Origin of the sequence: Phormidium sp. FACHB-1136 (assembly GCF_014697375.1) — a bacterium.
Classification (GTDB): domain Bacteria; phylum Cyanobacteriota; class Cyanobacteriia; order Phormidesmidales; family Phormidesmidaceae; genus Nodosilinea.
In genome coordinates, this window is the sequence record NZ_JACJRS010000001.1 from 50153 (window position 1) to 73746 (window position 23594).

The window sequence follows — 23594 nt, forward strand, 5'->3', positions numbered from 1 at the left end:
TGGGGCAATGGATTACGGTGTGATCCATTGCCCTTTATCATTCCAGGCGTTTGCCGTGTCTATCCCCCTAATGAATTCCCTAACCCTACGCCACTGGCGGGGGGACTTGTTTGGCGGCATTACGGCGGCCATTGTGGCCCTGCCTCTGGCCTTGGCCTTTGGGGTGTCCTCTGGGGCGGGGGCCACTGCCGGACTCTACGGCGCGATTTTTACTGGTTTTTTTGCGGCCCTGTTTGGGGGCACCCCCACCCAAATCTCTGGCCCCACTGGCCCCATGACCGTGGTGATTACCACCGTCGTCACTAGCCTAGTGGCCCGCTACCCCGATACCGGGCTGGCCATGGCCTTTACGGTGGTGATGATCGGTGGGGTGCTGCAAATTCTCTTTGGCCTCATGCGGCTGGGGCAATACATCACCCTGTTGCCCTACACGGTGATTTCTGGTTTTATGTCCGGCATTGGGGTGATCATCATTTTGCTGCAACTGCCGCCGCTACTGGGCCACGAAGCCTCCGGTGGGGTGATTGGTACCCTCCAGCAATTGCCCGAATTTCTGAGCCAGCCGAACGGAGTAGCCCTGGGTTTGGGCCTGCTCACCCTGGCCATTGTGTTTGCCATCCCACCCCGGCTAAACCGAGTCCTACCCGCGCCGCTGGTGGCCTTGGTGGTGGCAACGCTGTTGTCGGTGGTAGCCTTTGGGCAGGCGGATTTACCTCGCATTGGCGAGATTCCCACCGGATTTCCCAGCCTCAAGTTCCCGACCTTTACCCTGCGCGAACTGGATGACATGCTGCGCTACGGGCTGATGCTGGGGGTCTTGGGGGCGATTGATTCCCTGCTCACCTCCCTGGTGGCGGACAGCATTTCCCGCACCCAGCACGATTCTGACAAGGAACTGATCGGCCAGGGCATTGGCAATCTGGTGTCGGGCCTGTTTGGCGGGTTGCCCGGTGCCGGGGCCACCATGCGTACCGTGGTGAATGTGCAGGCGGGAGGCAAAACGCCGCTCTCTGGGATAATCCATGCCCTGGTGCTGCTGCTGGTGCTGTTTTGGGCTGGGCCACTGACGGCCCAAATTCCCAATGCCGTGCTGGCGGGGCTGCTGCTGAAGGTGGGCGTTGATATTTTAGACTGGGGCTTTATTAAACGAGCGCCCCGCATCTCTCTCAAGGGCACCGGAATTATGTACCTGGTGCTGTTTCTGACGGTGTTTATTGACCTGATTACAGCGGTGCTGGTGGGGGCCTTTGTGGCCAATGTGCTCACCATCAAGCGCCTCACCGATGTGCAAAGCAGCCGCATCAAAGCCATCACCGACGACACCGACGACACCGACCTATCCCCCCAAGAAAAAGAAATTCTGGCTCAGTCTAGGGGCGATATTTTGCTGTTTCAACTGGGGGGGCCGATGAGCTTTGGGGCGGCCAAAAGCATTTCCCGTCGCCTCTCCTTCGTCAAAAACTACCAAGCCCTGGTGTTGGATTTGGGTGACGTGCCCACCCTTGGTGTGACCGCCGCCCTAGCGATTGAATCCATCGTGCAAGACTCCATCAAGCGGGATCGTCAGGTGTGGATTGTCGTTAAACCGGGCCAGGTGAAGGATCGCCTCGCCACCCTTGAACTCGACCGCTTTGTGCGCCAGCGTCAGCCCTCGGACAGCACACCCCCCCCAGCGATTTACCACGTGGATAATCGAATGCAGGCCCTACAAGCGGCCCTGGCGACCCTGACCCCCAAAGCTCTGGTTTAGCCACCTCCGGTCTTGGCCATGGATCGTGCGGTCAACCGCTCATACCAATCCGCCTTGGAAGCCCCCAACTCCCTGCCCGACCCACCAACCGTAGGGGCGAGGTTTCCTTTCCCTTACAATAGACACCAGGGGGTGGGTGATTGCTCGCCACCAGCGGCCCAGATGATAAAAAACCAGATATCCTAAAGCATCGTCAGGCTTCTCTCCGCCAAGGGTTAGGGTATGGAGTATTGGGAATTTCTACTGCAACAGGAGGGGGATAACCATTGGTTGCCCCTGGATACGGCGCAGATGGAAATTTTGGAGGGCCGCTATCGCATCATGGCCCACACCAGCGCGGCCCATACCCCGGTACGAGTGCAGATTAGTCAGCGGTTGTTGGATCAAGACCCACCCAAACGACGCAGTTTTAAACGCCAGGGCCAAACCAATGCCGATGGCTTGATGGTGGTGATTCCCTTTACACGACTTCAGGCGGGCACTTGGGATATTCGCTGTTCCAGTGTGCCGACGGAGGTGGAGGCTGCCGATCAAAGTCCTCCTGCCGACGCTGCCGTTCCTGCTCCTGATCTGGCTTGGGCCTATAGTGTGCAACTTCAGGTCTTGCCGCCGGGAGTAGGGGATGACGAGGTGTGGACGTTGCCCCCTGAAGACGACGTTGCCACGGCGGCTATGGCGTCGAGCCCTCCACCCGTCAACATTCCCACGGGATCGACACCCCAGATCGCCCGTCCCCCGATTGACCTAGATCGCACTGCCGCTGCCCTGGATGAGGCTCAGTCGGATCTGGCGACGGGGGATGCCCTGCAAGGGTGGCTGCACCGCCTTCACCTGACCCAAACGGCGCTGCTGGGCCAGGAAGGGGCCGAGGTTGACCTAACGGGCCACATCACGGGCACCAAGGCGGGGGAACCCTGTGCGGGCATGGCGTTGGTGGTGCGGCTGGTGGATCCTCAAACGGCAACGGCGGTGGCGCTGACTCCGTTTTCTGTGGGATCGGCGACCCTGCCAACGGATATCCACCTAGCGCTGACGGTTCCTAACGGGTTGCAGACGCGGCTGCTGCTGGGGGAATTGGCCCTGGTACAGGCTACGGCCACGACGGTGGTGGTGCTGGCCCTGCAACGGTTTACCCTCACCGTGGATCTAGCGGCCCTGTTTGATACGATTGCCAACCAGGCCGAGGCCGAAACCGACTACATTCTCGATTTTGCCGGAGGGAGTGGGGCGGGGCAGACCGTGTCCGGTGAGCCCAGGGAAGAAACCATCCCCAGTCGTCCGTTGGATTTGCCCCAGGGGCCACCCCGGTCGATGCCTGGGTTTACCCTGCCCCGCGATGGCTTTAGGCTACCGCCCAAACTTTACGAACCCTCCCCCCATGAGGCCAGTGCCAAACAGCCCACCCTGCCGCCCTTTGGGACGACTATCCGTCGCTCCCAGCCCAGGCCTCTGTCTGGGTTAAGCGCAGACTCAATCCCGTCATCGGAGTCAGCCCCATCACCAAGGCAACCAGATGCGCCTGATGAAGGGGAGAATCGCCCGGAGGAGAGGCCGCAGACGGTGCCCCCTGCGCCGCCGATGGAGGACGTGCCGCCGGGTTCATCCCCTGATTCCCCAGAATCGCCTCGTCCGGCCCTGAGTTTGCCGCCCCTGTCCCCCCCGCCTGCGACCAACCCTGCCCCAAAATCCTCCCAGGGCAAATCGGCGGTGCCATTGCTGCCCTCCCACGAAGCCGCAGGGTTTCGGGATCTGAAGCTGCAAGATCGGTTTTGGTCACGTCTCAACGAGATGGCGGTGTCGATTCAGCAGGAATCGATGCAGCGGCGCAACGCCCAGGGCACCGATCCCCATCGTGTCGCCGCCCCTAGTGCCACCGATGCCACCCTAGCGGATACCGTCCAAGGCACGGAACTCGGCCCCTTTGCCGGGGAGGTGGTGATTTACGAAGACGAGGATGAAACCTTGAGAGGGCGGCTGTCTCCTACGGCGGCGATGGATGGGGCACAGGGATCGGAGGAGACGACGGCGGAACCGCTGGCACCGCCGATTCCGGACTTGGAGGTGCCCAGCGGCGATCTGACGGCTGGGGAGACGGTGCTGCTGACCCTGCGGGTTCCCTTCCATCCCAATCGGCTATACCTGAAGGTTTGGATCACCGATCCCCAAACCCGCAGCCTGGTGGATGAGCCGCGCCAGGTGATGAACCTCCGCCCCAATGGCCACGGTCAACTGGAGGGATCGATCCAAGTGATGGTACCCCTGGGCTGTCTGGAGGCAGAGTTTGAATCCATCGCGGTGGATATGATCACTCAGCAGGAAAGCTATAAGGCCACCGTGCGCCGATCCATTGTGCCAGCGGGGCTGACCACACCGGAACCCGATGATCTAGATTTTTAGCGTACCGGGCCAAGGTAACGGTTGTGTAATGCAACAAATTCACCCTGCATTGCAACGAATCCTTAGAAAACCTTGCGATCTTGACGCCTAGTTGCAACGAAGACCCTACAATAATTTCGGCTTTCCGGCCCTGCTCGCTACAACGCCCCCTTGGCTAAGGTCAATCTGTGGATTTGGCCAGCAGTTTTTGCTCGCCATAGCCCTTGAGTTGCAGCGTTAGGGAGTCTATGAGTCGTTCTGGTCTTTGGCTCAAAACGGCGACCGTTGCCGTCTAGGGATGCCAGGATGCCAATTTTATGCCCTACTCAGGCGACAACTTTCACCACATCACAATTTTAGGACGGGTGACATGAACCGATTGACAACACTTCGTGCCGCTGCCCTCACGGCAGCAACCTTAGGCATTTTGGGTGGCATGGGGCCAGGGATGGCCACCTCCCAACCCACCATGCAGCCGATGGGGCCATCGATGGGGAATCTCCTAGCCCAGACCTTCGGCAATACTCCCGTTAACGAGGCCAACTTTTTAGTAGTGGCGGCTCCGGGTAGTGTGTCCCAGCCCTACCGCTTGATCATCGTCGAGCAAATCTCCAACAACCGGGCCTGCTGGAGCATTCCCAACGCCAATGCACGGCCTACGGAAATTAACGCCCTCTGGAACACCTTTGACTTTACGGGGGTGTGCCGTTTGCAGCGCGACAGCAATGGCTATGCGGTGCGGCTGGCGGGGCAGGATGTCAACGGAGCCCGCTTTGAGGTCAACAACCGCAATGGGGATCTGCTGCTGCAATTTGCCCCTAGCACCACCTCCCGCGACCGGGTGACCATTGGCCGCACAGGGGGCGTTAGCTCCACTGGGTTCACCCAAATTCACCTGAATCCGGGTTGGTCGCTCACCAAGCGCACCTTTGAGGGGCAGATTGTCAGTTCTCACCTGGTCTATTTCACCAACGACCTCACCCTGGCCCAACTGATGGAGGGTGAAACGGGCGGTGGCACGGTAACGCCTCCGGTGACGCCCCCGCCAACCGTTACGCTACCCTTCACCGACATTCGCGGCAACCGCTATGCCAATGAAATTGCGCGGGCAGCGGAACTAGGCACCATGTCGGGCTTCCCCGATGGTCGCTTCCAGCCCACCAGCCCCCTCACCCGTGAGCAAGCGGTTTCGGTGATGATGGAAACGGCGGCCCGCATCTTGCCGACCAGCGTGATTGCTGAACTGCCCACCGCTGTCTTCGGTGCGCCCTTCCCAGACGTAGCGGCCAACCGCTGGAGTGCGGTGAAAATTCAGCAGGCTAAACAGTTGGGCATTGTGACCGGAGATGCCGGAACCGGACGCTTCCGCCCCACCGACAACGTATCACGGGCCGAGTTGATGGCCATGAGCCACAAATTGGCGCTGCTGCGGGTGGATGTTGGTGCGGCAGATGAGACGGGCACCCCTGTCCCTGGGTCGGGCCAGGTGCAGCGCGGCATCGTTCCCAACGTTCCCAACCCGCCCGTCTTCTCTGACATCAGCGGTCACTGGGCCGAGCGGGTGATTCGCGATATGGCCGGGTTCTGCGCCCTTGCCACCCCTCTCAATGAAACGGGTACTGCCTTTGCCCCCAATGCCAACGCCCTGCGGGATTACACCGCTGCGGTGTCGGTGCGGGCCATCGATTGCCCCGCTGGTCGCCCTCAGTAGGCTGCAACGCCCCTAGGCTAAATCGCCGAGACGACAGCCTAGGGCAGTGTCAAGGCTAAGAATTAGGGCTTCGACAGGCTCAGCCCGAACGTGCCGTTGACAAACCACTAGTCCCCCAGTTTGTCGAAGAAACTGGGGGACTACTTGATCAGGGCGACTGGTTTAGCGAGATCCTGGCGTTATCCGGTGGCGGCGTTCCATTTCCTGCCGAATGGCCTGGATGGTTTCGACTAGGCTGCTTTCAAACAGGGTGTAGAACATGGCCTTAAACGGCCCTACATCGGCTTCGGCGTGGACTTGCTGAGACACCAACCGCAACGGACTGGCACGGGTGGGTGGGGTGGCCTCATCTAAGCGCCAGTGGCCATACATATGCTTCAAGTTGCCCTGAACCAACCGAAAGCTAATCTGCTGCTGGGAAATTTCTAGGTTTTCGGTGCGGACGACAGATTCGAGGGTGGAGAGCAAAATGCGCCGCCGATCTACCTGTTCCACAATGGTGCGGGGGCCATCGGCTTCAATGACCTGGCTTTTGGCCACCGTGGGCAGAAAGCGGGCAAAGTTGCCGTAGTCCGTCAGCACTGCCCAGGCCGTTGCCCAATCCGCAGTGGTGGTTGCCATCACCTCATACTGCCCTTGCCCACCCCACAGCAACACCTCGCGCCGAGACAGCTTGGCCCAATCGGCGGTAGACAGCCGAGCCAGATAGGTTTCGGCAGGTAGCACCTGGCGAGATAATAGCGACATAATGCAGAAACCCGTGTAACGTCTCGTAGCTGGAATTCCCATGGCCCGTTTTGAAACCGCCCAAGCGGCCTACCAGGCGCTTCCTAAACATGTCCAAAGCCTGATGTTGAGTACCGTCAACGCCGATGGCACCCCCCACGCCAGCTATGCCCCCTTCGTGATGGACGATACCTACCAGATATACCTACTGACTAGTGGCCTATCCGCCCATACTCCTAATCTCTTAAGAACTGGGCAGGCCAGTGTCCTCATTATTGAAGACGAAAGCCAGACTCAGCAAGTTTTCGCCCGCCAGCGCCTCACCTACGACTGCCACGTTGCTCCCATCGACCGCCAGAGTGATCGCTGGGAACCCCTGATGGCCCAGTTTGAGGCCCGCTTTGGGGAAATCATTGCCATGCTACGCCAGCTTCAGGACTTTCAACTGTTTCATCTCAGCCCCCAAGGTGGACGATTCATTATGGGCTTTGGGGCTGCCTATGGGGTTGATCCTAACAACCTTAGCCAACTTCAGGAAGGGGCCATTACCGGATAAAGGACGCTTGCCCCCGGAGACGGCCTTCGCGGAGTAATGCAATGCATCGGTTGATGGGTAGATGCCCCCAGGCGAAAGGGCGAGGAGACCTCTCCCCTACGGTTTACCTAGGCAACAACCTGGGCCGACCGTAGCGCCTTGATGGTGGCGATCACCCCATCGGCCACCTGTTCAATTTCGTCGGCGGTGGTGAAGCGGCCCAGGCCAAACCGTAGGGTGGCGTAGGCGAGGTCATCGCTGTGGCCGAGGGCTTTAAGGACGTGGGAGGGTTTGCGGCTGGCGGAACTACAGGCCGACCCGGAGGAGATCGCCACCAAGGGGCGTAGGCCCAACAGCAGGGCTTGGCCATCCACTGCTTCGATGCTGAGGTTGAGATTGCCCGGTAGGCGCTGGCTAGAGTGGCCGTTGAGGACAATGCCATCGCAGACCTGCAACCTGGCCCAGAGATAATCCCGCAGCCCCTTGAGACGGGCTGTTTCTGCCGCCATTTCTGCTAGACCCAGTTCCACGGCCTTAGCAAAACCGACGATCTGGGGGGTGTAGAGGGTGCCAGAACGCATTCCCCGTTCGTGGCCACCGCCGTGCTGTTGGGGGGCGAGGGCCACCCTGGGGTTGCGCCGTCGCACGTAGAGGGCACCAATGCCCTTGGGGCCATAGACCTTGTGGGCCGTGAGGGACATCAGATCCACCTGCATGGCCTGGACATCGAGAGGTACCTTGCCGATGGCCTGGGCGGCATCGCTGTGGAAAAGAACGCCCCGATCTCGGCAGCGCTGGCCAATCTCAGCGAGAGGTTGCAGCACACCGATTTCGTTATTCGCCGCCATCACCGAAACCAGGATCGTGTCGTCCCGTAGGGTCGCCTCCAAGGCATCCAGATCGATCAAACCGTTGGGCTGAACGGGTAAAACCGTGACCTCAAAGCCCAGGCTGGCCAGGTAGGTGCAAGGATCGAGTACAGCGTTATGCTCGGTTTGCACCGTGATGATGTGCCGTCCCCGTTCCAAGTAGGCTTCGGCCACGCCCTTAATGGCCAGGTTGTTGGCCTCCGTGGCCCCGCTGGTAAAGATGATTTCCTCTGGGCTGGCGTTAATGGCGGCGGCTAGGCCGTCGCGGGCTTGTTTCACCGCTGTCTCGGCCTCCCAACCATAGATATGGCTGTTGCTGGCGGCATTGCCAAACTGGTGGGTAAAAAAAGGAATCATCGCCTCCAGCACCCGTGGATCCACCGGAGTGGTGGCATGGCAATCGAGATAGATGGGTCGCTGGGTCATGGCTGTTACTCCTTCTTTCACCAGGATGTCACCCCGTCTTCCCGATGATATAGCGGTTTTTATCGGGAAAACGGACTCGCTAGGTCTTGAGCCCCTAAGTTGACCTTGTCCCCCAGGGCGAACGTTAATCCAGGGCTTCAAAGACAGATAGTTCTGGAAAGTTCTGAATTATTCAGGGTAGACTAAGCCCTAGGCTTCAGGGGCAGAGAGCAGGTGTCGAATCCATGGATTTTGACGATATTGCTGGGTTGATAAACCAGGTGGCCCTAGAGCAGATTGGGCGACCCCTGAAGGATGTAGAACGCTTGGTCTTGAAAGGGGCTTGGTATAACCAAACCTATGGATCCATTGCCGAGCAGGCGGTGGGCTATTCCGAAGATTATCTCAAGAAGGATGTGGGGCCAAAACTCTGGCATCTGTTGTCGGCCTTGGTGGATACCCAGAACCGGGGTATTAAGGTCACGAAGCGTAACTTACAAAATGTGCTGCGAACTTGGGCTAAGCAACGACAGGCTTCCCAAGGCAACGACGGGGCAGCGGTGTTGTCTGGGGCTGGGGTGGCTGGCGAGGTATCGACCGTGGTGCAGGTGGTGCGGTCGGCCCCGGCGGTTGAAGTGGCCGATTTCTGTGGCCGGGAGGAGGACTTAGCCACCCTCACCCAATGGCTGACCGGGGAGGGACTCGCCGATGGCCCCTGTCGGCTAGTGTGGCTGTGGGGCTTACCGGGATTGGGCAAAACCGCCCTAGCGGGGCAAATCCTCCATCGCCTTGGCCCCACGATGGATCGCTGTGGCTACCTAGACCTGACCCATCACTCAACCGATGAAGCGGTCGTTTCGGCCCTGGCAACCTGGTTGGCCCCTAGCGAACCCCCACCCACCGCCACCCCAATCGATTGGCTGATAGATCGGCTGGGGCGACAGCGTTGCCTGTTGGTGTTGGATCATTTAGACCTGTGCTTTGATCCGCAACATCTGGCGGGCCAATACCAACCGGGCCGCGAGGCCATTCAGCAACTCCTCCACCGCTGGGCCACGGAGGCCCACCCCGGCCACGTCGTTGTGATCAGCCGCGAACTTCCGGCGGATCGGTTTCAATGGTTGGGGCCACGGGCGAGGGAATATCCCCTCCAACCCCTCACCCTAGCCGATACCCAAGCGCTGCTGCTACGTCAGGGGGCGATCCCTGCCCCCGCCGACCAGTGGGCCGATTTGTGGCAACGCTACGGGGGCTATCCACTGCTGCTGCGCCATTTGGCCACCACCCTCCGCAGTCTGTATCAGGGCCAGTTGTCGCCCCTATTGGCCCAGCCCAAACCCGCCCTTCCCGACTCCCTGCGGCATTCCTGGCAGGAGGTGTTGCAACGGCTGACCCCTGGCGAACAAGCGCTGCTGTATTGGTTGGCCCTGGCCCAATCCCCCATGGCCCTAGAGGATTTGCAATCCGCCCTGCCGAGCTATCCCGGCCCAGCGGCCTTGCAATCCTTGGTGAGTCGATCCCTCTGCCAAACCCAGGCTCTCCCGCCCACCGCCAGCGCTTCGCCCTGCACCCAGCTTGATCTGCCGCCCCTGCTGCGCACCCTGGTGACGGATCACCTGCTCGACCAGTTGGAAGCTGAACTACTGGCAGGGGACTTTCACTGGCTCCAGCGCCTCCCCCTGGTGACCATGACGGCCCAGGAATCGGTGCAGGCCACCCAACGCGCTACCCTAGTCAACCCTCTGGCCCAGCGACTACGGCAGCACTTTCCCCAGCCAACGGACTTGGTGCAGGCTTGCCATCAACAGATCCGCACCCTGCGGCAACAGCACCGTGGTCAACCGGGGTTTGGGGCGGCCAACTGGTTGCACCTCTGCCAAGCCTTGGGGGTCAGCGTTAGTGGGGTCGATTTTTCGGATTTAGCCCTGTGGCAGGCCGATCTGCGACAGGTGAGTTTGCAGGGGGCCAACCTCAGCCAGGTGGACTTTCGCGACACCCAGTTTGCCACCGCCCTAGGCCGTAATCCCCAGGTGGCCTTTTGCCCCGGTTCCCCAGCTAAGGGTCACGCTGGGCGGATGGTGACGGGCGATCAGGAGGGGCGTTTGCTGGTGTGGGAGGTGACTTCGGGGCGATTGGTGCAGGTGATGGATGAGGGGGAAGACCGGGCGGTGCAGTCCCTCGCCGTGAGCCCTGATGGCGACACCCTGGCCGTGGGCAGCGATGGGGGCGAAATTTGGCTGTGGCCCATGGCGGCCATGGCCCGTTCCGATGCCCTCTCTGGCCATGGGGCGGCGGTGCAGGCGGTGGCCTTCAGCAACGATGGGGCTTGGCTGGCCTCCGGAGACCGCCAGGGGGAACTGCGCCTGTGGGAGGTGGCTTCGGGGCGCTGCTGGGCCTGCTGGAGGGAGCATCGGGGAGCCATCCACAGTCTGGCCTTCAATGGATCGGGGGATCGTCTGATTAGCGGCAGCGACGACCAAACCACCTGTCTGTGGGATCTCTCCGAGGCCCGCCTGATGACGGTGTTTCAGGCTCCGGCCACGGCCACCATCCGCGCCGCTGGGTTTCTGTCCGATCCCAACGATCCCGACCTACCCGCGATGCCCTTTGCGGCGGGCTACGACGATCCTTGCCTCACCCTTTGGGATGTGCAAACAGGCCGACCCTGCTGGATGCGGCCCGCCGATGTGCGCACGTTACCCGCCCTCAGCCTCAGCCCCGATGGTCGATATTTGGCCTGTAGCTGTCAGGATTTTAGTGTGGTGGTGTGGGATATCGCCAGCCGATCCCGATGTTATACCCTACCGCCAGCGGATTCTCCCGTGTGGTTGCTGGCCTTTAGCCCCGATAGCCGCTATTTAGTGACGGGTAGCGACTATCGGCTACACCTATGGCAAACGGGCAGCGGCACCGAACTGCGTCGTTTCCTTAGCCAAGCCCACCCCGTCAACCATGTTGCGGTGGGTGCTGGAGGAAGTCCTATCCTCACGGGGCACAGCGACCACCGACTGCGGCTGTGGTGCCACCAGGGCGGGATTGCCCCCAGCCATCCCCAGTCGATTGGCGACCTCTCCAGCGATCCCCTCCAGACCATCGCCCTCAGCCCCGACGGCCAGTGGTGCGCCCGCGCCAGCACCGACCATACCCTGGCCCTATGGCACAGCGCCACCGGACAGCGCCAGTGGGTTACCCATGGCCCCATTCACCTGATCGCCTTTAGCCCCGACAGCCAGCACCTCGCCAGCGTTGGCCCCGACCACACCCTAGCCCTGTGGGCGGTGGAGAGCGGCCAACGGCTACGGGAATGGGAAGGGGAAGGGGAAGGGAGACAGCCCAGAACGCCCCCCTCAACGCTCGCCTTTAGCCCCGATGGCCAATCGATCATTAGCGGCAGTCGGGACGGCACCCTTGCGGTTTGGTGGCTCGATGCCGCCACCTCAGCCCCTCTCCTGCTGACAGGCCACCAGCGCCCAGTACATGCTGTGGCCCTGAGTGCCGATGGCCAATCCCTCATCAGCGCCAGCCATGATGGTACGGTGCGCTCTTGGAATTTGCCCCAGGGCCGGAGCCTGGGTCTGTGGTCGCCGCCGGAGGGCCATTGGGTACACAGCGTCACCTTTGATGCCAGCGGCACATCCCTGGCCATCACCAGCCACACCACCGATGTCGCCGTTTGGGAGGTGTCTACTAACCGCCTGCGCCACACCCTACGAGGGCATAGCCAACCCCTGTGGACGGCCCTGGTGAGCCCCGACCGGGAGCATCTCGTGACGACTAGCCAAGACTCGGAAATTCGTCTGTGGAATCTCACCCTCGGCAGCCTCCAACAGAGCTTCCACCCCGACCGCCCCTACGCCGGAGTCAATATCCGAGGAGCTACGGGCCTCTCTGCCTCCGAAGGGGCCATGCTGAAGTCCCTTGGGGCCATCGTGAGTTATTGATGAGGGCTCCGGATCAGTGATGGAAACCCATGGCCAGCAAGGGCAGCAGGGCCGGGGTAACCCCCAGAATAACTAGGCCCAGCGGGCTGTCGTCCGTCTCAGGGATGGGTTTTAGGAGGGCGTCTACCCGTTGCTCTAGGCGATCCAGTTCATCGGGGCCACTAAAGCCCACCAGCGACGCAGGAACAGCGGATTGACCTAGTGCCGCTTGGCGAGCAATCCTGACCAGCAGTTCCGCCACCGCCAGGGGGTGAGCCTGCTGAACAGCCCAGCGATCCGCCCGAATTTCCCGCAACAGCAACAGTTCTTGCCAGAGGGCTTGGGTGTTGGGAAGCCAGATCGTCAGCCGTCGCACCAGACCCAGCAGCCAAAAACACAGGGGATCGTGATAGTGGGCGTGGGCCTGTTCGTGGGCTAAAATCACCGCCTGTTCCTGACTGGAGAGCTGATCGAACCAGCCACGACTGACCATCAGGACGGGTCGCCAAAAGCCCACCTGGGCGGCTAGGGGTGTTTCGGTATCAATGAACCGAGCCGGGACGCCTTGGGGGAGATCCACCCAGGGATATCGCTGCCAAAACCAAGTGGCCCATCCCGCCTGGAGTAAGCCTTGGAGGCCAATCAGCAGTGCCCCAGCGAGGCCCATTTGGCTGATGCGACAGCCCAGCGGCCCCACCGCCCAGCCCAGCATAGTGCCGTGGTGCCCCATACTCAAAATGGCGATGGCCGTGGAAACCAGCAACAGAAGGGGGCCAGTGAGCACCAGCACCGCCCGCCACCAGCGTTGCCACCAGGATCCAACTCCCGGTTTCCACCCCCAGCGCACCGCCGCCGCTACAACCACCGCCCCCGCAATCAACCCTAGATGCATGGATCGTCTCCCCCTTGGGCATCGCGCATTGATCGAATCCGACGAGCAATGGCGTCTAGGCGATCTAGGGCACTGGTATCGAGGCTGTCAGCAAAGGCGGCAACAATCTCCGGGTTGCTAATCGCCAAAAACTCCTCAAGTTGGCGGTGGGATTGCAGCATGGTCGCTTCCTGTTGGTTTACCTGGGGGTGCCACACATAGCCCTTACGCCCCTTGCCCAGCCGAGCTACCCCCATCGGTTCGCGCCGCACCCAGCCTTTGTTGGCCAGCCGTTGCAATACGGTCGTCACCGTGGCCTGACTCAGATCCCGGTCGGGATCGGCCAGAATCTCATCCAGAAGTTCCTTCACCGTGGCCGATCCCCGCTGCCAGAGCATCGCGAGGATTTCCTGCTCTAGGGGGCCAAGGGCAAGCTGACGGGGACGATAGCGGGGTAGGGGAGCCATAGCGGATCGAGGGGCAAGGGAGATAGGGAGAACTGCACGGACAAGATACCCCCAGTCTAGCGAACGGTGACACCCCTCAGAACCGCCCCAGGGGCCAACCGAGACCATGACCTGACGGAGAGCGGTCAAGCTGTCTCGCGGATCTGCCCCCCTGCACCCGCCTGAACCGAAGGAGAGCATCGGTTGGGCCTGGGCCTGGGCTGATCGGCCTGTAACCGTTTGCAATAGTTGACGAACTGTCGTTTGATCCGCCCTTGGGTGATCGCCATAATGCCCACAGCGCGTTTTTTTGCGGGTAACAACTTTTTGCGGGTAACAACATTCATGAAACGGACAGTTCTTAGCTTGGCCCTAGCCCTATTGGCCCTAGTGGTGTGGGTCGCCCCGGCCCTAGCGGCAGATGTGGGACACGGCCAGCAGGTGTTTTCAGCAAACTGTGTGGCCTGTCACATTGGGGGCGGCAACGTGGTGAACGGGGCCAAAACCCTGAAGAAGGCTGACCTCGATCAGTACGATATGGCCTCTGTGGAAGCCATTACTCGCCAAGTCACCCAGGGCAAAGCGGCCATGCCCGCCTTCAAAGGTCGCCTCACCGATGACGATATTGCCGACGTGGCCGCCTATGTGCTGAGCCAAGCCGAGCAGGGGTGGTAGGCCGTTTTAGACGGTTTATCCCACCAATGTAAGTTTTATCTCCAGTTCGATGTCCCTTGATCCCCCCTGGCGATCAAGGGATTTTTTTAGGCTTTAGATGAGTCATCAATGGAGGTTTGTTAACAGATGAGCCATCGATGGAGGTTTGTTAACAAGTGTTTTAGGACATATCACAGCCCTATCGTTCCGTGGCATGGTCAGGGGGTGGCCAGCCCTGCCTGGGTTGGTTACGGTTGACCTAATCCTAAATCCAGCTTGAGAACCGTCAGAATCTACAGGCGAGGAAATCTCGTCCCTAGGGCTGGCGGGGTTAAGCATCGAGGGTTGACGATTGGGATTGGGTCTGCCACTGTGTTTGCCCCTAACAAGGAGATGATTATGCGTCAGACTCGCTGGCTCAAGGGATTTATCCCGTTGGTGCTGGGCTTGCTGCTGTGGGTGAATGGCTGTGCGACGGCCCCCTCAAAGTACGACCAGGTGCAGCAAGACACCACCGGATTTGGCACCCCTTCGGCGGTGGATCGCAAAGCGGAACAGGGCGGTACCTTCAACCAGTTTTTCCCCGATAGCCAGGGGGATTACCAGGTGATTCCCTACCAAGAAAAGAAGGGTTTTGCGGAATACAAACTGCAACGGGGCGACCAAACCCTAGCCATGCTCAGCATTAGCGACACCACCAGCCTGCCCGCCGCCGCCGATAAATATAACGACGCGACGGATACAATTGCTGGCTTTCCGGCGGTCAACCAGGGCACCACTGCCACCGGGCTGTTGGTGAACGGGCGTTATCAGGTGAAGGTGCTATCGCGGGATGCCTCCTTTACCCAGGCTGACCGAGTAGACTGGCTACAAAAGTTTGATCTCCAAGGGCTGGCCCAACTGCGGGGAGCCCTCAAGCCATCCCAAAAGGCGGCGAAGGCGGTGGAGTCTCCAATCACCCCCACCTCGCCCTTGGCCCCCAGCCGTCCAGCCCTAAGTCCGGAGCTTGTTCCCAGTCCGGCATCCTAGCCTGTGATGGATCGGCCATTGGCCCCCTAACCGATAGTATTTTCAGGAGAAACCTGTGAGTAAGAAAATCTACAAGCTAGTTGACGACCTGCCCACGGGCGGGCTCACCGTGCGGGCGCTGAAGACCCTAGATATTTTCGTTCCTGGCCAGTGGAACAACCTGGTAGGGTTTGACAACACCATCAAAACCGTAACGGGCGAAACCGATGAGGCCATGATTCAGGCCATTGCCGAGCGGGCCATTACCCTATTTAACGACAAGCGGGAAGGCTACCAAACCGCCCTCTGGCTCTACCAAACCGTGGATTCCGCCTCTGGAATGTTGGGCACAGCGGCCCTAGCCAACCGCATCGGTCAAGATACGTTTCTAGGGTTCCTCAAGGGTATGACCCCCAAACCCGAAAAGGCCCAAACGATTGACCTGGCGGTGAAACTGGTGACCGAAGTGGTAGCCTTCTGCAAAATTAGCGGCATCCCCGGCGACAGCCTCGGCGACTTTCTCACCGCCCTGGGCGACTACGGCAGCGAGTCCCTGATTCGGATGACGGCTCTAGTCTGCTTCGATGGCATCATTCCCCTGGGGCCGGAGTTCTCCCTCAAAGCCCTCAACGCCATCAAGGGCATGGGGCCATCGGATATTGACGACAACCCCACCTTTAAGGGCATCAAAAACGAAATCCCCGGCAAGGATAGCAAAGGCAAACTCGCCTTTATGACCGAGAGTTTTGAATCGACCCAGGGCTGGATGGATCGGTTCGTGGCGGAGAAGGGCATCACCCAAAGCCGTCTGCTAGACAATATTGGCGGTTTTATCGAAGGCTCTAAAACCAAGCTGGACTACCTGGGGGCGTTCCTCGATGTGTCCGTGAACTACTACGAGCACACGGGCATCCAAACCCTCGCCCGCCGCTTGATTGAACGGGCCGTCGCCGAAATCTAGCGCCTAGGGATGGTCTTGCCTTGGCAGCGCGTCCAGCGAGATCATCCCCTAGAAGCCCTACGCCCCTCTCCCACGAGGATTTCCTTCCTATGGGTGAATACTGGCGTCATCCAAAATGGCAAGCATCTCAGAGCCCATGCAACGGTTGGGAGATTTCCTTCGACAAGCCATGCAGCGAATCATTATTCACCCCGACCAAATTCAGGGGCATCACCTGACCCTCCTGGCCGACCAGCAGCACTACCTCTATCGAGTGCTGCGGCTGGCGACGGGGGATCGGTTTATCGCCCTGGATGGCCAAGGCCAGCGGTGGATGGCCACCTTGGCAGAGAAGGCTGGTCTGGCCCACCTCGACCCGTTAGAGGCGGTCTCCATGGGTTTGCCGAACGTCACCCTAGCCATTGCGATCCCCAAAGGCAGTGGATTCGATGACATCGTGCGCCAAACCACCGAACTGGGGGTGGCCTGCCTGCAACCCTTGGTGACCCAGCGCACCCTCCACCAGCCCAACCCCAAAAAGCCAGAACGCTGGCAACGCATCGCCGCCGAAGCCACAGAGCAATGCGAGCGGCCCAACCTCCCCCAGATCCAGCCAACCGTGACCTGGGCCGATTATCTGCGCCAAGACCTCCCCCCCCAGCGTTGGATCGGCCTCGCCCGTGGCGATGCGCTACCCCTGCTGACGGTGGCCCAAGCCGCCGATCCCACCCTAGACACCGTGATCGCCACCGGGCCAGAGGGGGGCTGGACGGAAACCGAAATCGCCGCCGCCCTTGCCGCCGGATTTCAGCCCGTTTCCTTGGGGCCAACTATCCTCCGGGCTGTTACGGCTCCCTTGGTGGCCCTCACCCTGGCCCTGGCGGGCCTTGGGGCCATCCCCTCAATCAACCCAGAACTCAGGCAATCGATCAACGGTGGTCGTTGAGTGCAGGGCCAGCAGCGCGACATCCGCCGTTAGCCGCGATCTCTCGACTTACATCAGTTCATTAAGAAATAGCAATACTTATTTTTCATAGGATTGATGCTATTCCATCTTCGGAGTGATTCTCAATAAGCGAAAACTATTGCAAATTCGCCCCTAGGTTCGTTACTATTCTCATTAAGCGGATGTTAATGAAATTCTCTGGGGAGGGGTTGGGCGATGGCGGCATACACTCCATCGGCGCTAAAGGCCGAACTGAACGAGCGCGGCTGGCGTATGACTCCCCAGCGAGAAACCATGCTTAAGACCTTCCAAAATCTGCCGGAGGGTACCCACCTCAGCGCCGAAGATCTCTGTGATTTGCTGGAGAAGGCGGGGGAGCCGATTAGCCTCTCCACCATCTACCGCAACCTGAAGCTGATGGCGCGGATGGGGATTTTGCGAGAGCTAGAACTAGCCGAGGGCCAAAAGCGCTACGAGATTAACCAGCCCGCCCCCCATCACCACCACCACCTGATCTGTGTGCGCTGCAATAAAACCATTGAGTTCAAAAATGACTCTGTCCTCAAGGTGGGGGCCAAAACCGCCGACCGTTCTGGCTACCATCTGCTGGATTGCCAACTGCTAATCCACGGCATCTGCCCCCCCTGCCAGCGATCCATCGTGCCGATCTAACACCGATCTGGCAGGATGACTACAGCACCTCGTGGGTGTATTTGTGCTGTTTCACGTTGTCGTTGCGCGACACCTTATTTTTGGGGTTGAGGATGCGCTTGTGGGCGGTGGAGTAGTTGAGATCTTGACGGCAGGTACCCACCGGAACAGCGGCGGCGGCCTGGGGGCGATTTTGGTAAGTACGGGCAGCGGCCAGGGTGCGCTGTTCAAAATCCGCGCAGCGTTGGGCCTTGGCCCCATCGTCTAGGGTAAGGCTGACGGGGTCGAAGGCAAGAGCCGCCTCTAGGGTACTGCCCCAAATCTGACGATAGGCGGTGGGAGCCCCTTGAATTAAGGTCTCTGAATAGGCCGAAGGAATCGGCTCTACCACCTCCACGGCTAGGGTTTCGCCCTCCTGGCGCACATAGCAGGTGGCCACGCCCATCAGCACATAGCTATGGGGGGCGAGGTCGGTGGAGGTAGCTTGGGGGATCGTAGCTGGGGGGATCACTGAACTCATAGGACTGGGAAGGGGTGAGAGAGGACTGACGGCTTAAATTCTAGCCCCCTCGCCCTGGCCCACGGAGCCAAACGGAGGAACTGTCACAAAACACAACCCTGATTGACGAGACTCAACGATGGCAAGCTGAATGGGATAATGATGACCTGTTTCACCGACGCTCCTGCCGAGAAGGGATTGGCTTCATCCAGGAATCTGGCAAGAAAATTGGGAAAGAACGTTGTTTAGGAGCCCTTTGTGATGACCTTACCCGATGCCCCACCACCCGACCGTCTGCCCCAGGGGATCAGTCCTGAAAAGTATGCTCGGCTGCGGGCGGAGGCAAAGGCTCCCTACCGAGGGTTGCGCCAGGTGGTGTACCTGACAGCGGGGGCATCGGCGGCCATTGGGGCATTCATTATGATTACCCAAGGGTTGGCAGGTCGGGCCACGGATGATCTCCTGCCCAATTTGCTAATTCAGTTTGGGGTATTGGGCACGGTGGGGCTGCTGTTGTGGCTAGAGAACCGGGGTCGGAGCAAGGCACGATGACCCTTTGGCAAGCCGATTTACACCGTCCTCCCCTAACCGATGCCGAGGGTGAACCGCTGTGGGAATTGTTAGTTTGCGACGCCAGCCTAGCATTTCGTTACGAAGCCCAGACGCCCCAGGGGGCCGTGAATGTGGGTTGGGTAACGGCTCAATTGCAGGCGGCGATGGCCCAATCGGGGGATACTCCAGCCCACATTCAGGTGTTTCGGCCCCAGGCGTTGTCACTGTTGACCCTGGCGGCAGAACGGCTCGATGTGGCCATCGCCCCCACCCGTCAGACGCCAGCCCTACACCAGTGGTTACGCCAGAAGGCCCAAGCCTATCCCACGCTGGCCAACTTTACTGGGATAGCCTACGACCCCCTACACCTTGACTCGCCGCCGCCTCTGCCGCTGTCGGAAAACCTGTGGGGGGATCGCTGGGGCTTTGTCACCCTAGCAGCGGGGGATTTTGAGCGCACGTTTCCCCACGAACCGATCCCGATAATCCAGTTGCCGCCGGAATGGCTGCCCTCGCAACTAGGACTGGCCAGCACCACACCGCTACCGGGCATTGTGATCGACGGCGGACGACAAGCGATGGCGTTAGCTCAGTGGGTGCAGTCCGTAGGGCCAGCGGCATTGCGCTACATGGCCGGGGATCCCGACGGGCTAATTTTGGATGCAGGGCTGTGGGATCGCTGGGTGATGACGACCTTTGCCGATGCCACCATGGCCGAGGCGGGACACCTGTTTGAACAGCGCAAGGTTGCCAGTCAGGGGATTCATTTTCTCCTGGTGCGTCCAGATGATTCTGGCATGACCTATACCGGACTGTGGCTGCTGCGAGGTTGAGGCGCAGGGAGAACATCCTAAACAAGGAGGCGGGCTAAAAGGGCTCTGGACTCGCCTGGGCTAGGGCACCCAGGTGGATTTGGGCATTAGGCAGTGAATATGATAGGCACCCGGTTCCCTGGGGCCAATGCGGGCATCCAGGGCCAAGCTAGCCAAGGCATAGGCATCTAGCGCCGACAGTTCCTTCTCCTCTTGGATTCGATCAATCAGCGCTAGGGCCGACTGATTCATAGCTTCCATCGCATCAGCATTCACCGCGTGGGTCACGAAATCCGTGCGGGTATCGGCTATGGGTAAAGCCTCCAACGCCGGAACCGCCTGCTTAGGCAACATGCAGTAGACGCCCTTCACCCGATTCACCACCTCCGCGACGCGGATATCGCCGTGGGTGATCAGATATTGATGGGCATCGTGGCTGTTGAGCTCTTTCCACTCCGCCAGGAACTTCAGGGTTTCCTCTTCCATAATGCGGAGAGCAGTGTTCATGTCCTCGTCGTAACCTACGGTGATCCAGTGGGTATCGGATTCAATCCGGGGCCAAGACAGCGGCTTGTTCTTCAGCACCTCTACCGTGAGGTTGAGTTCGTTAAAGGCCGACTCCACCGCCGTTAGGTTAATCTCGCCATTGCCCTGCACCGCGTGGGAATCCCCCGACCACAGCAGCGCCCCCTCCACAAACACCGGGAGATACACCGTGGTACCCTCCACCATTTCCCGGCAATCTAGGTTGCCGCCAAAGGGGCCGGGGGGAACGGTGCTGTAGGGGCCACTCTCCGCCCTTGCCACCGCCAAAACACCGGGGAAGGGCCGCACAGGCAACTCAATGCCGGGGAGAAATTCCGTCACGCCACGGGCTAGATCCAGGTAAAAATGCTTCACCTGGGGCTCTGGGAAGTGATCTGGAAACTGGCCTGTGCCCATTTCTCCGGGCAAATTCCAGTTACAGCCATAGGTACGCGGGACGATCCGGTTAATTTTCACCTTCAGCACATCGCCCGGTTCCGCCCCTTCCACAAACACAGGCCCGGTAATGCTGTGGAATCCGCCCCCAGGGTTATCCCGCCGCAGTTGGGTAATCGCCTCCATGGCAACGCCCGGTAACACCTGATTCCGGGCCGCCATCATGGTTTCCAAAATGATAGTATCCCCCGATTGAATCCGCGCCCTGGGTGGTTCGGCGTTGTTGAACCAGCCCCACTGCACCGTTTCATCCGTGGCGGGCAGCAGGTAAACACCCCCCTGATACTGCCCCACAAAGCCCTGTTGTAACGCCCGCATTTCCTCCCGTTTGGTGGGCGCGTTAGCCTTAGCCGCAGACGACCATGTAGCGGCGTCCTCAAATGCAGAATCCTGAGCCTTGGTCATCACGAAACTCCCAGGCGTCTACTTACCATCAAAATACTGATACCATACCCAGTTCCCTACCAAGGTTAGCCCCAACGCCGCCCCGCCCCCGATCCAGCCTAGGTTGGGGTTATAACCACCTCGGCTGAGGTTGGTCATCCAGAGGTGGGTGCGGTCGTTGCCAAAGAGAACATCGGCGATGGCTGGAAATAGGTACATCATCGCCGCACCCACGATAAGCCAACCCGCCATAGAAACGAGCAGGAAGATGGTTTTGGCGGTGGATTGTTGTCCGATCATGGGGTTAGGTTTCGGTGAAGTAGGGTTCGGTATAGAAATAGAGGTCGGGTATTACCCACCCTCTATTTCCAAAGGTAGCGTAGGGTGCATTCGCGAAGCAATGCACCACATCCAAGCATGTCCATGAACACAAAAAACGCCCAGATCTCCTAGGAGAAACTGGACGTTCTTAAAGCCGTTATTCCTGACCATTCAGGATTTGGCTTAATCCTGGAATGAGTCCTTGGAAATCATTAGTCTTTGGAAATGCGGGGGGGTTCGCGGAAGGCGATGGCAAAGAACAGAGTGCCAATGATGCAGGCGAAAATGAAGATGTAAGCGACAGCTTCCATGGTTAAAGAGCTCCTACTCTATCTATGGATAGTTTACAAGGATTTCAATGGGGTCTATGCCCCGATCACTGGAAAAGCCCGACTGATTTTGCAAGACGCTCACCAGTCGGGCCATGGGCTAACCCTGCGGATTAGGCAAGGCTAGGGATGTCACTAGACGCGCTCTTCGTTGCGGGTGCTGGTGTCGCCCACTTTTTGGAAGAAGCCCCACTCCACCTGTTCGGGGGAGAGGTCGGGGTCGATCCCGGCGAACACATCGCGGAACAGGGTACGAGACCCGTGCCAGATGTGGCCGAAGAAGAACAGCAACGCGAAGACCGCATGACCGTAGGTGAACCAACCACGGGTGCTGGTGCGGAACACACCGTCAGAACCGAGGGTTTCGAGATCGAACTCGAAGGGTTCGCCCAGTTGAGCCTTACGGGCATAGCGCTTCAGCAGGGTGGGATCGGTGATGGTTTGACCATCCAGTTCGCCACCGTAGAAGGTGGCGGTTACGCCAGTTTGCTCGAAGCTGTACTTAGATTCCGCCCGACGGAAGGGGATGTCGGCGCGGACGATGCCGTCCTTATCCACCAGAACCACAGGGAAGGTTTCAAAGAAGTTGGGCAGACGACGAACGGTGAGTTCGCGGCCTTCGCCATCCTTGAAGACGGGGTGCCCCAGCCAGCCCTGAGCCAGACCATCGCCTTGGTTCATGGGGCCAACCCGGAACAGACCACCCTTAGCAGGGCTGTTGCCGACATAGTCGTAGAAAGCCAGTTTTTCGGGAATTTGAGCGTAGGCCGTAGCTAGGGTTCCGCCAGCATTCACTTCAGCCTGAACCCGACGCTGAATTTCTTGCTGGAAGTAGTTGCTATCCCACTGATAGCGGGTGGGGCCAAACAGCTCGATGGGGGTAGCGGCGCTGCCGTACCACATGGTGCCCGCTACCACGAAGGCGGCGAAGAACACAGCGGCGATACTGCTAGACAGCACGGTTTCGATGTTCCCCATCCGCAGAGCCTTGTACAGACGCTGGGGAGGACGCACGGTGAGGTGGAACAGACCAGCAATAATCCCGACGATGCCAGCCGCAATGTGGTGGGCCACAATGCCGCCCGGATTGAAGGGGTTAAAGCCCGCCGCGCCCCACTCAGGGGCAACGCCCTGAACGTGGCCCGTCAGACCGTAGGGGTCAGACACCCACATCCCAGGCCCCCAGAGGCCAGTGAGGTGGAACGCGCCAAAGCCGAAGCAGAGAAGACCAGACAGGAATAGGTGAATCCCAAACATCTTGGGCAGATCCAGGGCCGGTTCCCCGGTGCGGGGGTCGCGGAACAGATCGAGATCCCAGAACACCCAGTGCCAGCAGGCGGCCAGGAACAGTAGACCAGACAGCACGATGTGAGCCGCCGCCACGCCTTCAAAAGACCAGAAGCCGGGGTTCACAGCGGTTTCGCCCGTGACGCTCCAGCCGCCCCAGGATTGGGTGACGCCGAGACGCGCCATGAAGGGCAGCACGAACATGCCCTGCCGCCACATGGGGTTAAGAACGGGATCGCTTGGATCAAAGGTAGCTAGCTCGAACAAAGCCATCGAGCCAGCCCAACCAGCCACAAGGGCCGTATGCATTAGGTGTACAGCAATCAGTCGCCCGGGATCATTGATGACGACGGTGTGTACCCGGTACCAGGGTAGTCCCATTGACTACTCTCCTCCTCTAGGTAAAACAGTGAATGTTTTGGAAGTTGTCTTAACCATGCCAGATACTGATAAGCCTATCAGATAGGGCTACCAGATCCCTCACAGCATCCCCATCTCAGCGCCGATCCCTGGACTTGGCCAGGGCGACTGGGGGATAGAAATTCATTTGGTACAGATCAGATGTAACAATGAAATTGCTTAAAGAAGTGTAACTACTTCAAATGCCCCCCGCAAGCTCAT

General features: G+C 59.7%; 22 protein-coding genes. 13 read left to right on the plus strand and 9 right to left on the minus strand.

Annotated features, from left to right (window positions below):
- Positions 1–55 precede the first annotated feature (55 nt).
- From H6G62_RS00200 to H6G62_RS00210, 3 genes are all read left to right on the plus strand, one after another.
- Positions 56–1750, plus strand: coding sequence for a SulP family inorganic anion transporter (locus H6G62_RS00200; RefSeq protein ID WP_347239258.1), 1695 nt, complete (start codon positions 56–58; stop codon positions 1748–1750).
- Between the two features lie 222 nt (positions 1751–1972).
- Positions 1973–4147, plus strand: coding sequence for a hypothetical protein (locus H6G62_RS00205; RefSeq protein ID WP_190492096.1), 2175 nt, complete (start codon positions 1973–1975; stop codon positions 4145–4147).
- A gap of 349 nt (positions 4148–4496) precedes the next feature.
- Positions 4497–5837: a DUF3747 domain-containing protein gene (locus tag H6G62_RS00210; protein ID WP_190492097.1), complete on the plus strand. Its 1341-nt coding sequence runs from the start codon at positions 4497–4499 to the stop codon at positions 5835–5837.
- A 162-nt stretch (positions 5838–5999) separates the two neighbouring features.
- On the opposite strand, the gene H6G62_RS00215 is transcribed toward H6G62_RS00210, so the two are convergent.
- Positions 6000–6584, minus strand: a complete 585-nt coding sequence (locus tag H6G62_RS00215) for an SRPBCC family protein (RefSeq protein ID WP_190492098.1) — start codon at positions 6582–6584, stop codon at positions 6000–6002.
- A 40-nt stretch (positions 6585–6624) separates the two neighbouring features.
- Between H6G62_RS00215 and H6G62_RS00220 the strand changes: the two genes are divergently transcribed.
- Positions 6625–7119, plus strand: a complete 495-nt coding sequence (locus H6G62_RS00220) for a pyridoxamine 5'-phosphate oxidase family protein (protein ID WP_190492099.1) — start codon at positions 6625–6627, stop codon at positions 7117–7119.
- A 107-nt stretch (positions 7120–7226) separates the two neighbouring features.
- Here the strand turns inward: H6G62_RS00220 and H6G62_RS00225 are convergent, their stop codons facing one another.
- A complete protein-coding gene (locus H6G62_RS00225; protein WP_190492100.1) occupies positions 7227–8393 on the minus strand; it encodes an IscS subfamily cysteine desulfurase in 1167 nt (388 codons plus the stop codon).
- Between the two features lie 224 nt (positions 8394–8617).
- Here H6G62_RS00225 and H6G62_RS00230 point away from each other — a divergent pair, with 224 nt between their 5' ends.
- Entirely contained in the window at positions 8618–12313 is a 3696-nt protein-coding gene (locus H6G62_RS00230) for a pentapeptide repeat-containing protein (protein ID WP_190492101.1), read from the plus strand.
- 13 nt (positions 12314–12326) lie between these two features.
- On the opposite strand, the gene H6G62_RS00235 is transcribed toward H6G62_RS00230, so the two are convergent.
- Together H6G62_RS00235 and H6G62_RS00240 are read right to left on the minus strand one after the other, a co-directional pair.
- Positions 12327–13184 carry a M56 family metallopeptidase gene (locus H6G62_RS00235; protein WP_190492102.1) on the minus strand — a complete coding sequence of 286 codons (858 nt, stop codon included), beginning with the start codon at positions 13182–13184 and terminating at the stop codon, positions 12327–12329.
- Positions 13175–13630, minus strand: coding sequence for a BlaI/MecI/CopY family transcriptional regulator (locus H6G62_RS00240; protein WP_190492103.1), 456 nt, complete (start codon positions 13628–13630; stop codon positions 13175–13177). The genes H6G62_RS00235 and H6G62_RS00240 overlap by 10 nt, the downstream gene beginning before the upstream one ends.
- A 324-nt stretch (positions 13631–13954) precedes the next feature.
- Between H6G62_RS00240 and petJ the strand changes: the two genes are divergently transcribed.
- From petJ to H6G62_RS00265, 5 genes are all read left to right on the plus strand, one after another.
- On the plus strand, positions 13955–14284 hold the full coding sequence (gene petJ, locus H6G62_RS00245; protein WP_190492104.1) for a cytochrome c6 PetJ: 330 nt from the start codon (positions 13955–13957) through the stop codon (positions 14282–14284).
- Between the two features lie 378 nt (positions 14285–14662).
- Positions 14663–15292, plus strand: coding sequence for a hypothetical protein (locus H6G62_RS00250; protein ID WP_190492105.1), 630 nt, complete (start codon positions 14663–14665; stop codon positions 15290–15292).
- 55 nt (positions 15293–15347) lie between these two features.
- Positions 15348–16232 carry a hypothetical protein gene (locus tag H6G62_RS00255; protein ID WP_190492106.1) on the plus strand — a complete coding sequence of 295 codons (885 nt, stop codon included), beginning with the start codon at positions 15348–15350 and terminating at the stop codon, positions 16230–16232.
- Positions 16233–16347: 115 nt separating this feature from the next.
- Positions 16348–17157, plus strand: a complete 810-nt coding sequence (locus H6G62_RS00260) for a 16S rRNA (uracil(1498)-N(3))-methyltransferase (RefSeq protein ID WP_242051766.1) — start codon at positions 16348–16350, stop codon at positions 17155–17157.
- Between the two features lie 216 nt (positions 17158–17373).
- Positions 17374–17829: a Fur family transcriptional regulator gene (locus tag H6G62_RS00265; protein ID WP_190492107.1), complete on the plus strand. Its 456-nt coding sequence runs from the start codon at positions 17374–17376 to the stop codon at positions 17827–17829.
- A gap of 19 nt (positions 17830–17848) precedes the next feature.
- On the opposite strand, the gene H6G62_RS00270 is transcribed toward H6G62_RS00265, so the two are convergent.
- A complete protein-coding gene (locus H6G62_RS00270) occupies positions 17849–18328 on the minus strand; it encodes a hypothetical protein (RefSeq protein WP_199324634.1) in 480 nt (159 codons plus the stop codon).
- A gap of 240 nt (positions 18329–18568) precedes the next feature.
- Here H6G62_RS00270 and H6G62_RS00275 point away from each other — a divergent pair, with 240 nt between their 5' ends.
- Complete coding sequence (locus tag H6G62_RS00275; RefSeq protein WP_190492108.1) at positions 18569–18859, plus strand: DUF3493 domain-containing protein; 291 nt, start codon at positions 18569–18571, stop codon at positions 18857–18859.
- A complete protein-coding gene (locus H6G62_RS00280) occupies positions 18856–19692 on the plus strand; it encodes a Tab2/Atab2 family RNA-binding protein (protein WP_190492109.1) in 837 nt (278 codons plus the stop codon). Before H6G62_RS00275 ends, H6G62_RS00280 begins: the two co-directional genes overlap by 4 nt.
- Before the next feature lie 60 nt (positions 19693–19752).
- On the opposite strand, the gene H6G62_RS00285 is transcribed toward H6G62_RS00280, so the two are convergent.
- The 3 genes from H6G62_RS00285 to H6G62_RS00295 all read right to left on the minus strand — a co-directional run bounded on the left by H6G62_RS00285 (position 19753) and on the right by H6G62_RS00295 (position 21668).
- Positions 19753–21057 carry an acetamidase/formamidase family protein gene (locus H6G62_RS00285; protein ID WP_190492110.1) on the minus strand — a complete coding sequence of 435 codons (1305 nt, stop codon included), beginning with the start codon at positions 21055–21057 and terminating at the stop codon, positions 19753–19755.
- Positions 21058–21075: 18 nt separating this feature from the next.
- Positions 21076–21336 (minus strand): hypothetical protein, encoded by a 261-nt coding sequence (locus tag H6G62_RS00290; RefSeq protein ID WP_199324635.1) that lies wholly within the window; start codon positions 21334–21336, stop codon positions 21076–21078.
- 233 nt (positions 21337–21569) lie between these two features.
- Positions 21570–21668, minus strand: a complete 99-nt coding sequence (locus H6G62_RS00295; RefSeq protein ID WP_073607450.1) for a photosystem II reaction center protein T — start codon at positions 21666–21668, stop codon at positions 21570–21572.
- On the opposite strand from H6G62_RS00295, the gene H6G62_RS00300 reads away from it, so the two are divergent.
- On the plus strand, positions 21667–21813 hold the full coding sequence (locus tag H6G62_RS00300; RefSeq protein WP_190492111.1) for a hypothetical protein: 147 nt from the start codon (positions 21667–21669) through the stop codon (positions 21811–21813). The two genes, H6G62_RS00295 and H6G62_RS00300, sit on opposite strands and share 2 nt — an antisense overlap.
- Positions 21814–21821: 8 nt before the next feature.
- On the opposite strand, the gene psbB is transcribed toward H6G62_RS00300, so the two are convergent.
- Positions 21822–23354, minus strand: coding sequence for a photosystem II chlorophyll-binding protein CP47 (gene psbB / locus H6G62_RS00305; protein ID WP_190492112.1), 1533 nt, complete (start codon positions 23352–23354; stop codon positions 21822–21824).
- Between the last annotated feature and the right edge of the window lie 240 nt (positions 23355–23594).

Excerpts from the sequence above, each read along its gene's own strand:
- H6G62_RS00205 (WP_190492096.1), top strand. The coding sequence starts at position 1,973 with ATGGAGTATTGGGAATTTCTACTGCAACAGGAGGGGGATAACCATTGG.
- H6G62_RS00210 (WP_190492097.1), top strand. The coding sequence starts at position 4,497 with ATGAACCGATTGACAACACTTCGTGCCGCTGCCCTCACGGCAGCAACC.
- H6G62_RS00215 (WP_190492098.1), bottom strand. The coding sequence starts at position 6,584 with ATGTCGCTATTATCTCGCCAGGTGCTACCTGCCGAAACCTATCTGGCT.
- H6G62_RS00220 (WP_190492099.1), top strand. The coding sequence starts at position 6,625 with ATGGCCCGTTTTGAAACCGCCCAAGCGGCCTACCAGGCGCTTCCTAAA.
- H6G62_RS00225 (WP_190492100.1), bottom strand. The coding sequence starts at position 8,393 with ATGACCCAGCGACCCATCTATCTCGATTGCCATGCCACCACTCCGGTG.
- H6G62_RS00230 (WP_190492101.1), top strand. The coding sequence starts at position 8,618 with ATGGATTTTGACGATATTGCTGGGTTGATAAACCAGGTGGCCCTAGAG.
- H6G62_RS00235 (WP_190492102.1), bottom strand. The coding sequence starts at position 13,184 with ATGCATCTAGGGTTGATTGCGGGGGCGGTGGTTGTAGCGGCGGCGGTG.
- H6G62_RS00240 (WP_190492103.1), bottom strand. The coding sequence starts at position 13,630 with ATGGCTCCCCTACCCCGCTATCGTCCCCGTCAGCTTGCCCTTGGCCCC.
- petJ (WP_190492104.1), top strand. The coding sequence starts at position 13,955 with ATGAAACGGACAGTTCTTAGCTTGGCCCTAGCCCTATTGGCCCTAGTG.
- H6G62_RS00250 (WP_190492105.1), top strand. The coding sequence starts at position 14,663 with ATGCGTCAGACTCGCTGGCTCAAGGGATTTATCCCGTTGGTGCTGGGC.
- H6G62_RS00260 (WP_242051766.1), top strand. The coding sequence starts at position 16,348 with ATGGCAAGCATCTCAGAGCCCATGCAACGGTTGGGAGATTTCCTTCGA.
- H6G62_RS00265 (WP_190492107.1), top strand. The coding sequence starts at position 17,374 with ATGGCGGCATACACTCCATCGGCGCTAAAGGCCGAACTGAACGAGCGC.
- H6G62_RS00270 (WP_199324634.1), bottom strand. The coding sequence starts at position 18,328 with ATGAGTTCAGTGATCCCCCCAGCTACGATCCCCCAAGCTACCTCCACC.
- H6G62_RS00275 (WP_190492108.1), top strand. The coding sequence starts at position 18,569 with ATGACCTTACCCGATGCCCCACCACCCGACCGTCTGCCCCAGGGGATC.
- H6G62_RS00280 (WP_190492109.1), top strand. The coding sequence starts at position 18,856 with ATGACCCTTTGGCAAGCCGATTTACACCGTCCTCCCCTAACCGATGCC.
- H6G62_RS00285 (WP_190492110.1), bottom strand. The coding sequence starts at position 21,057 with ATGACCAAGGCTCAGGATTCTGCATTTGAGGACGCCGCTACATGGTCG.
- H6G62_RS00290 (WP_199324635.1), bottom strand. The coding sequence starts at position 21,336 with ATGATCGGACAACAATCCACCGCCAAAACCATCTTCCTGCTCGTTTCT.
- H6G62_RS00300 (WP_190492111.1), top strand. The coding sequence starts at position 21,667 with ATGGTTAAAGAGCTCCTACTCTATCTATGGATAGTTTACAAGGATTTC.
- H6G62_RS00295 (WP_073607450.1), bottom strand. The coding sequence starts at position 21,668 with ATGGAAGCTGTCGCTTACATCTTCATTTTCGCCTGCATCATTGGCACT.
- psbB (WP_190492112.1), bottom strand. The coding sequence starts at position 23,354 with ATGGGACTACCCTGGTACCGGGTACACACCGTCGTCATCAATGATCCC.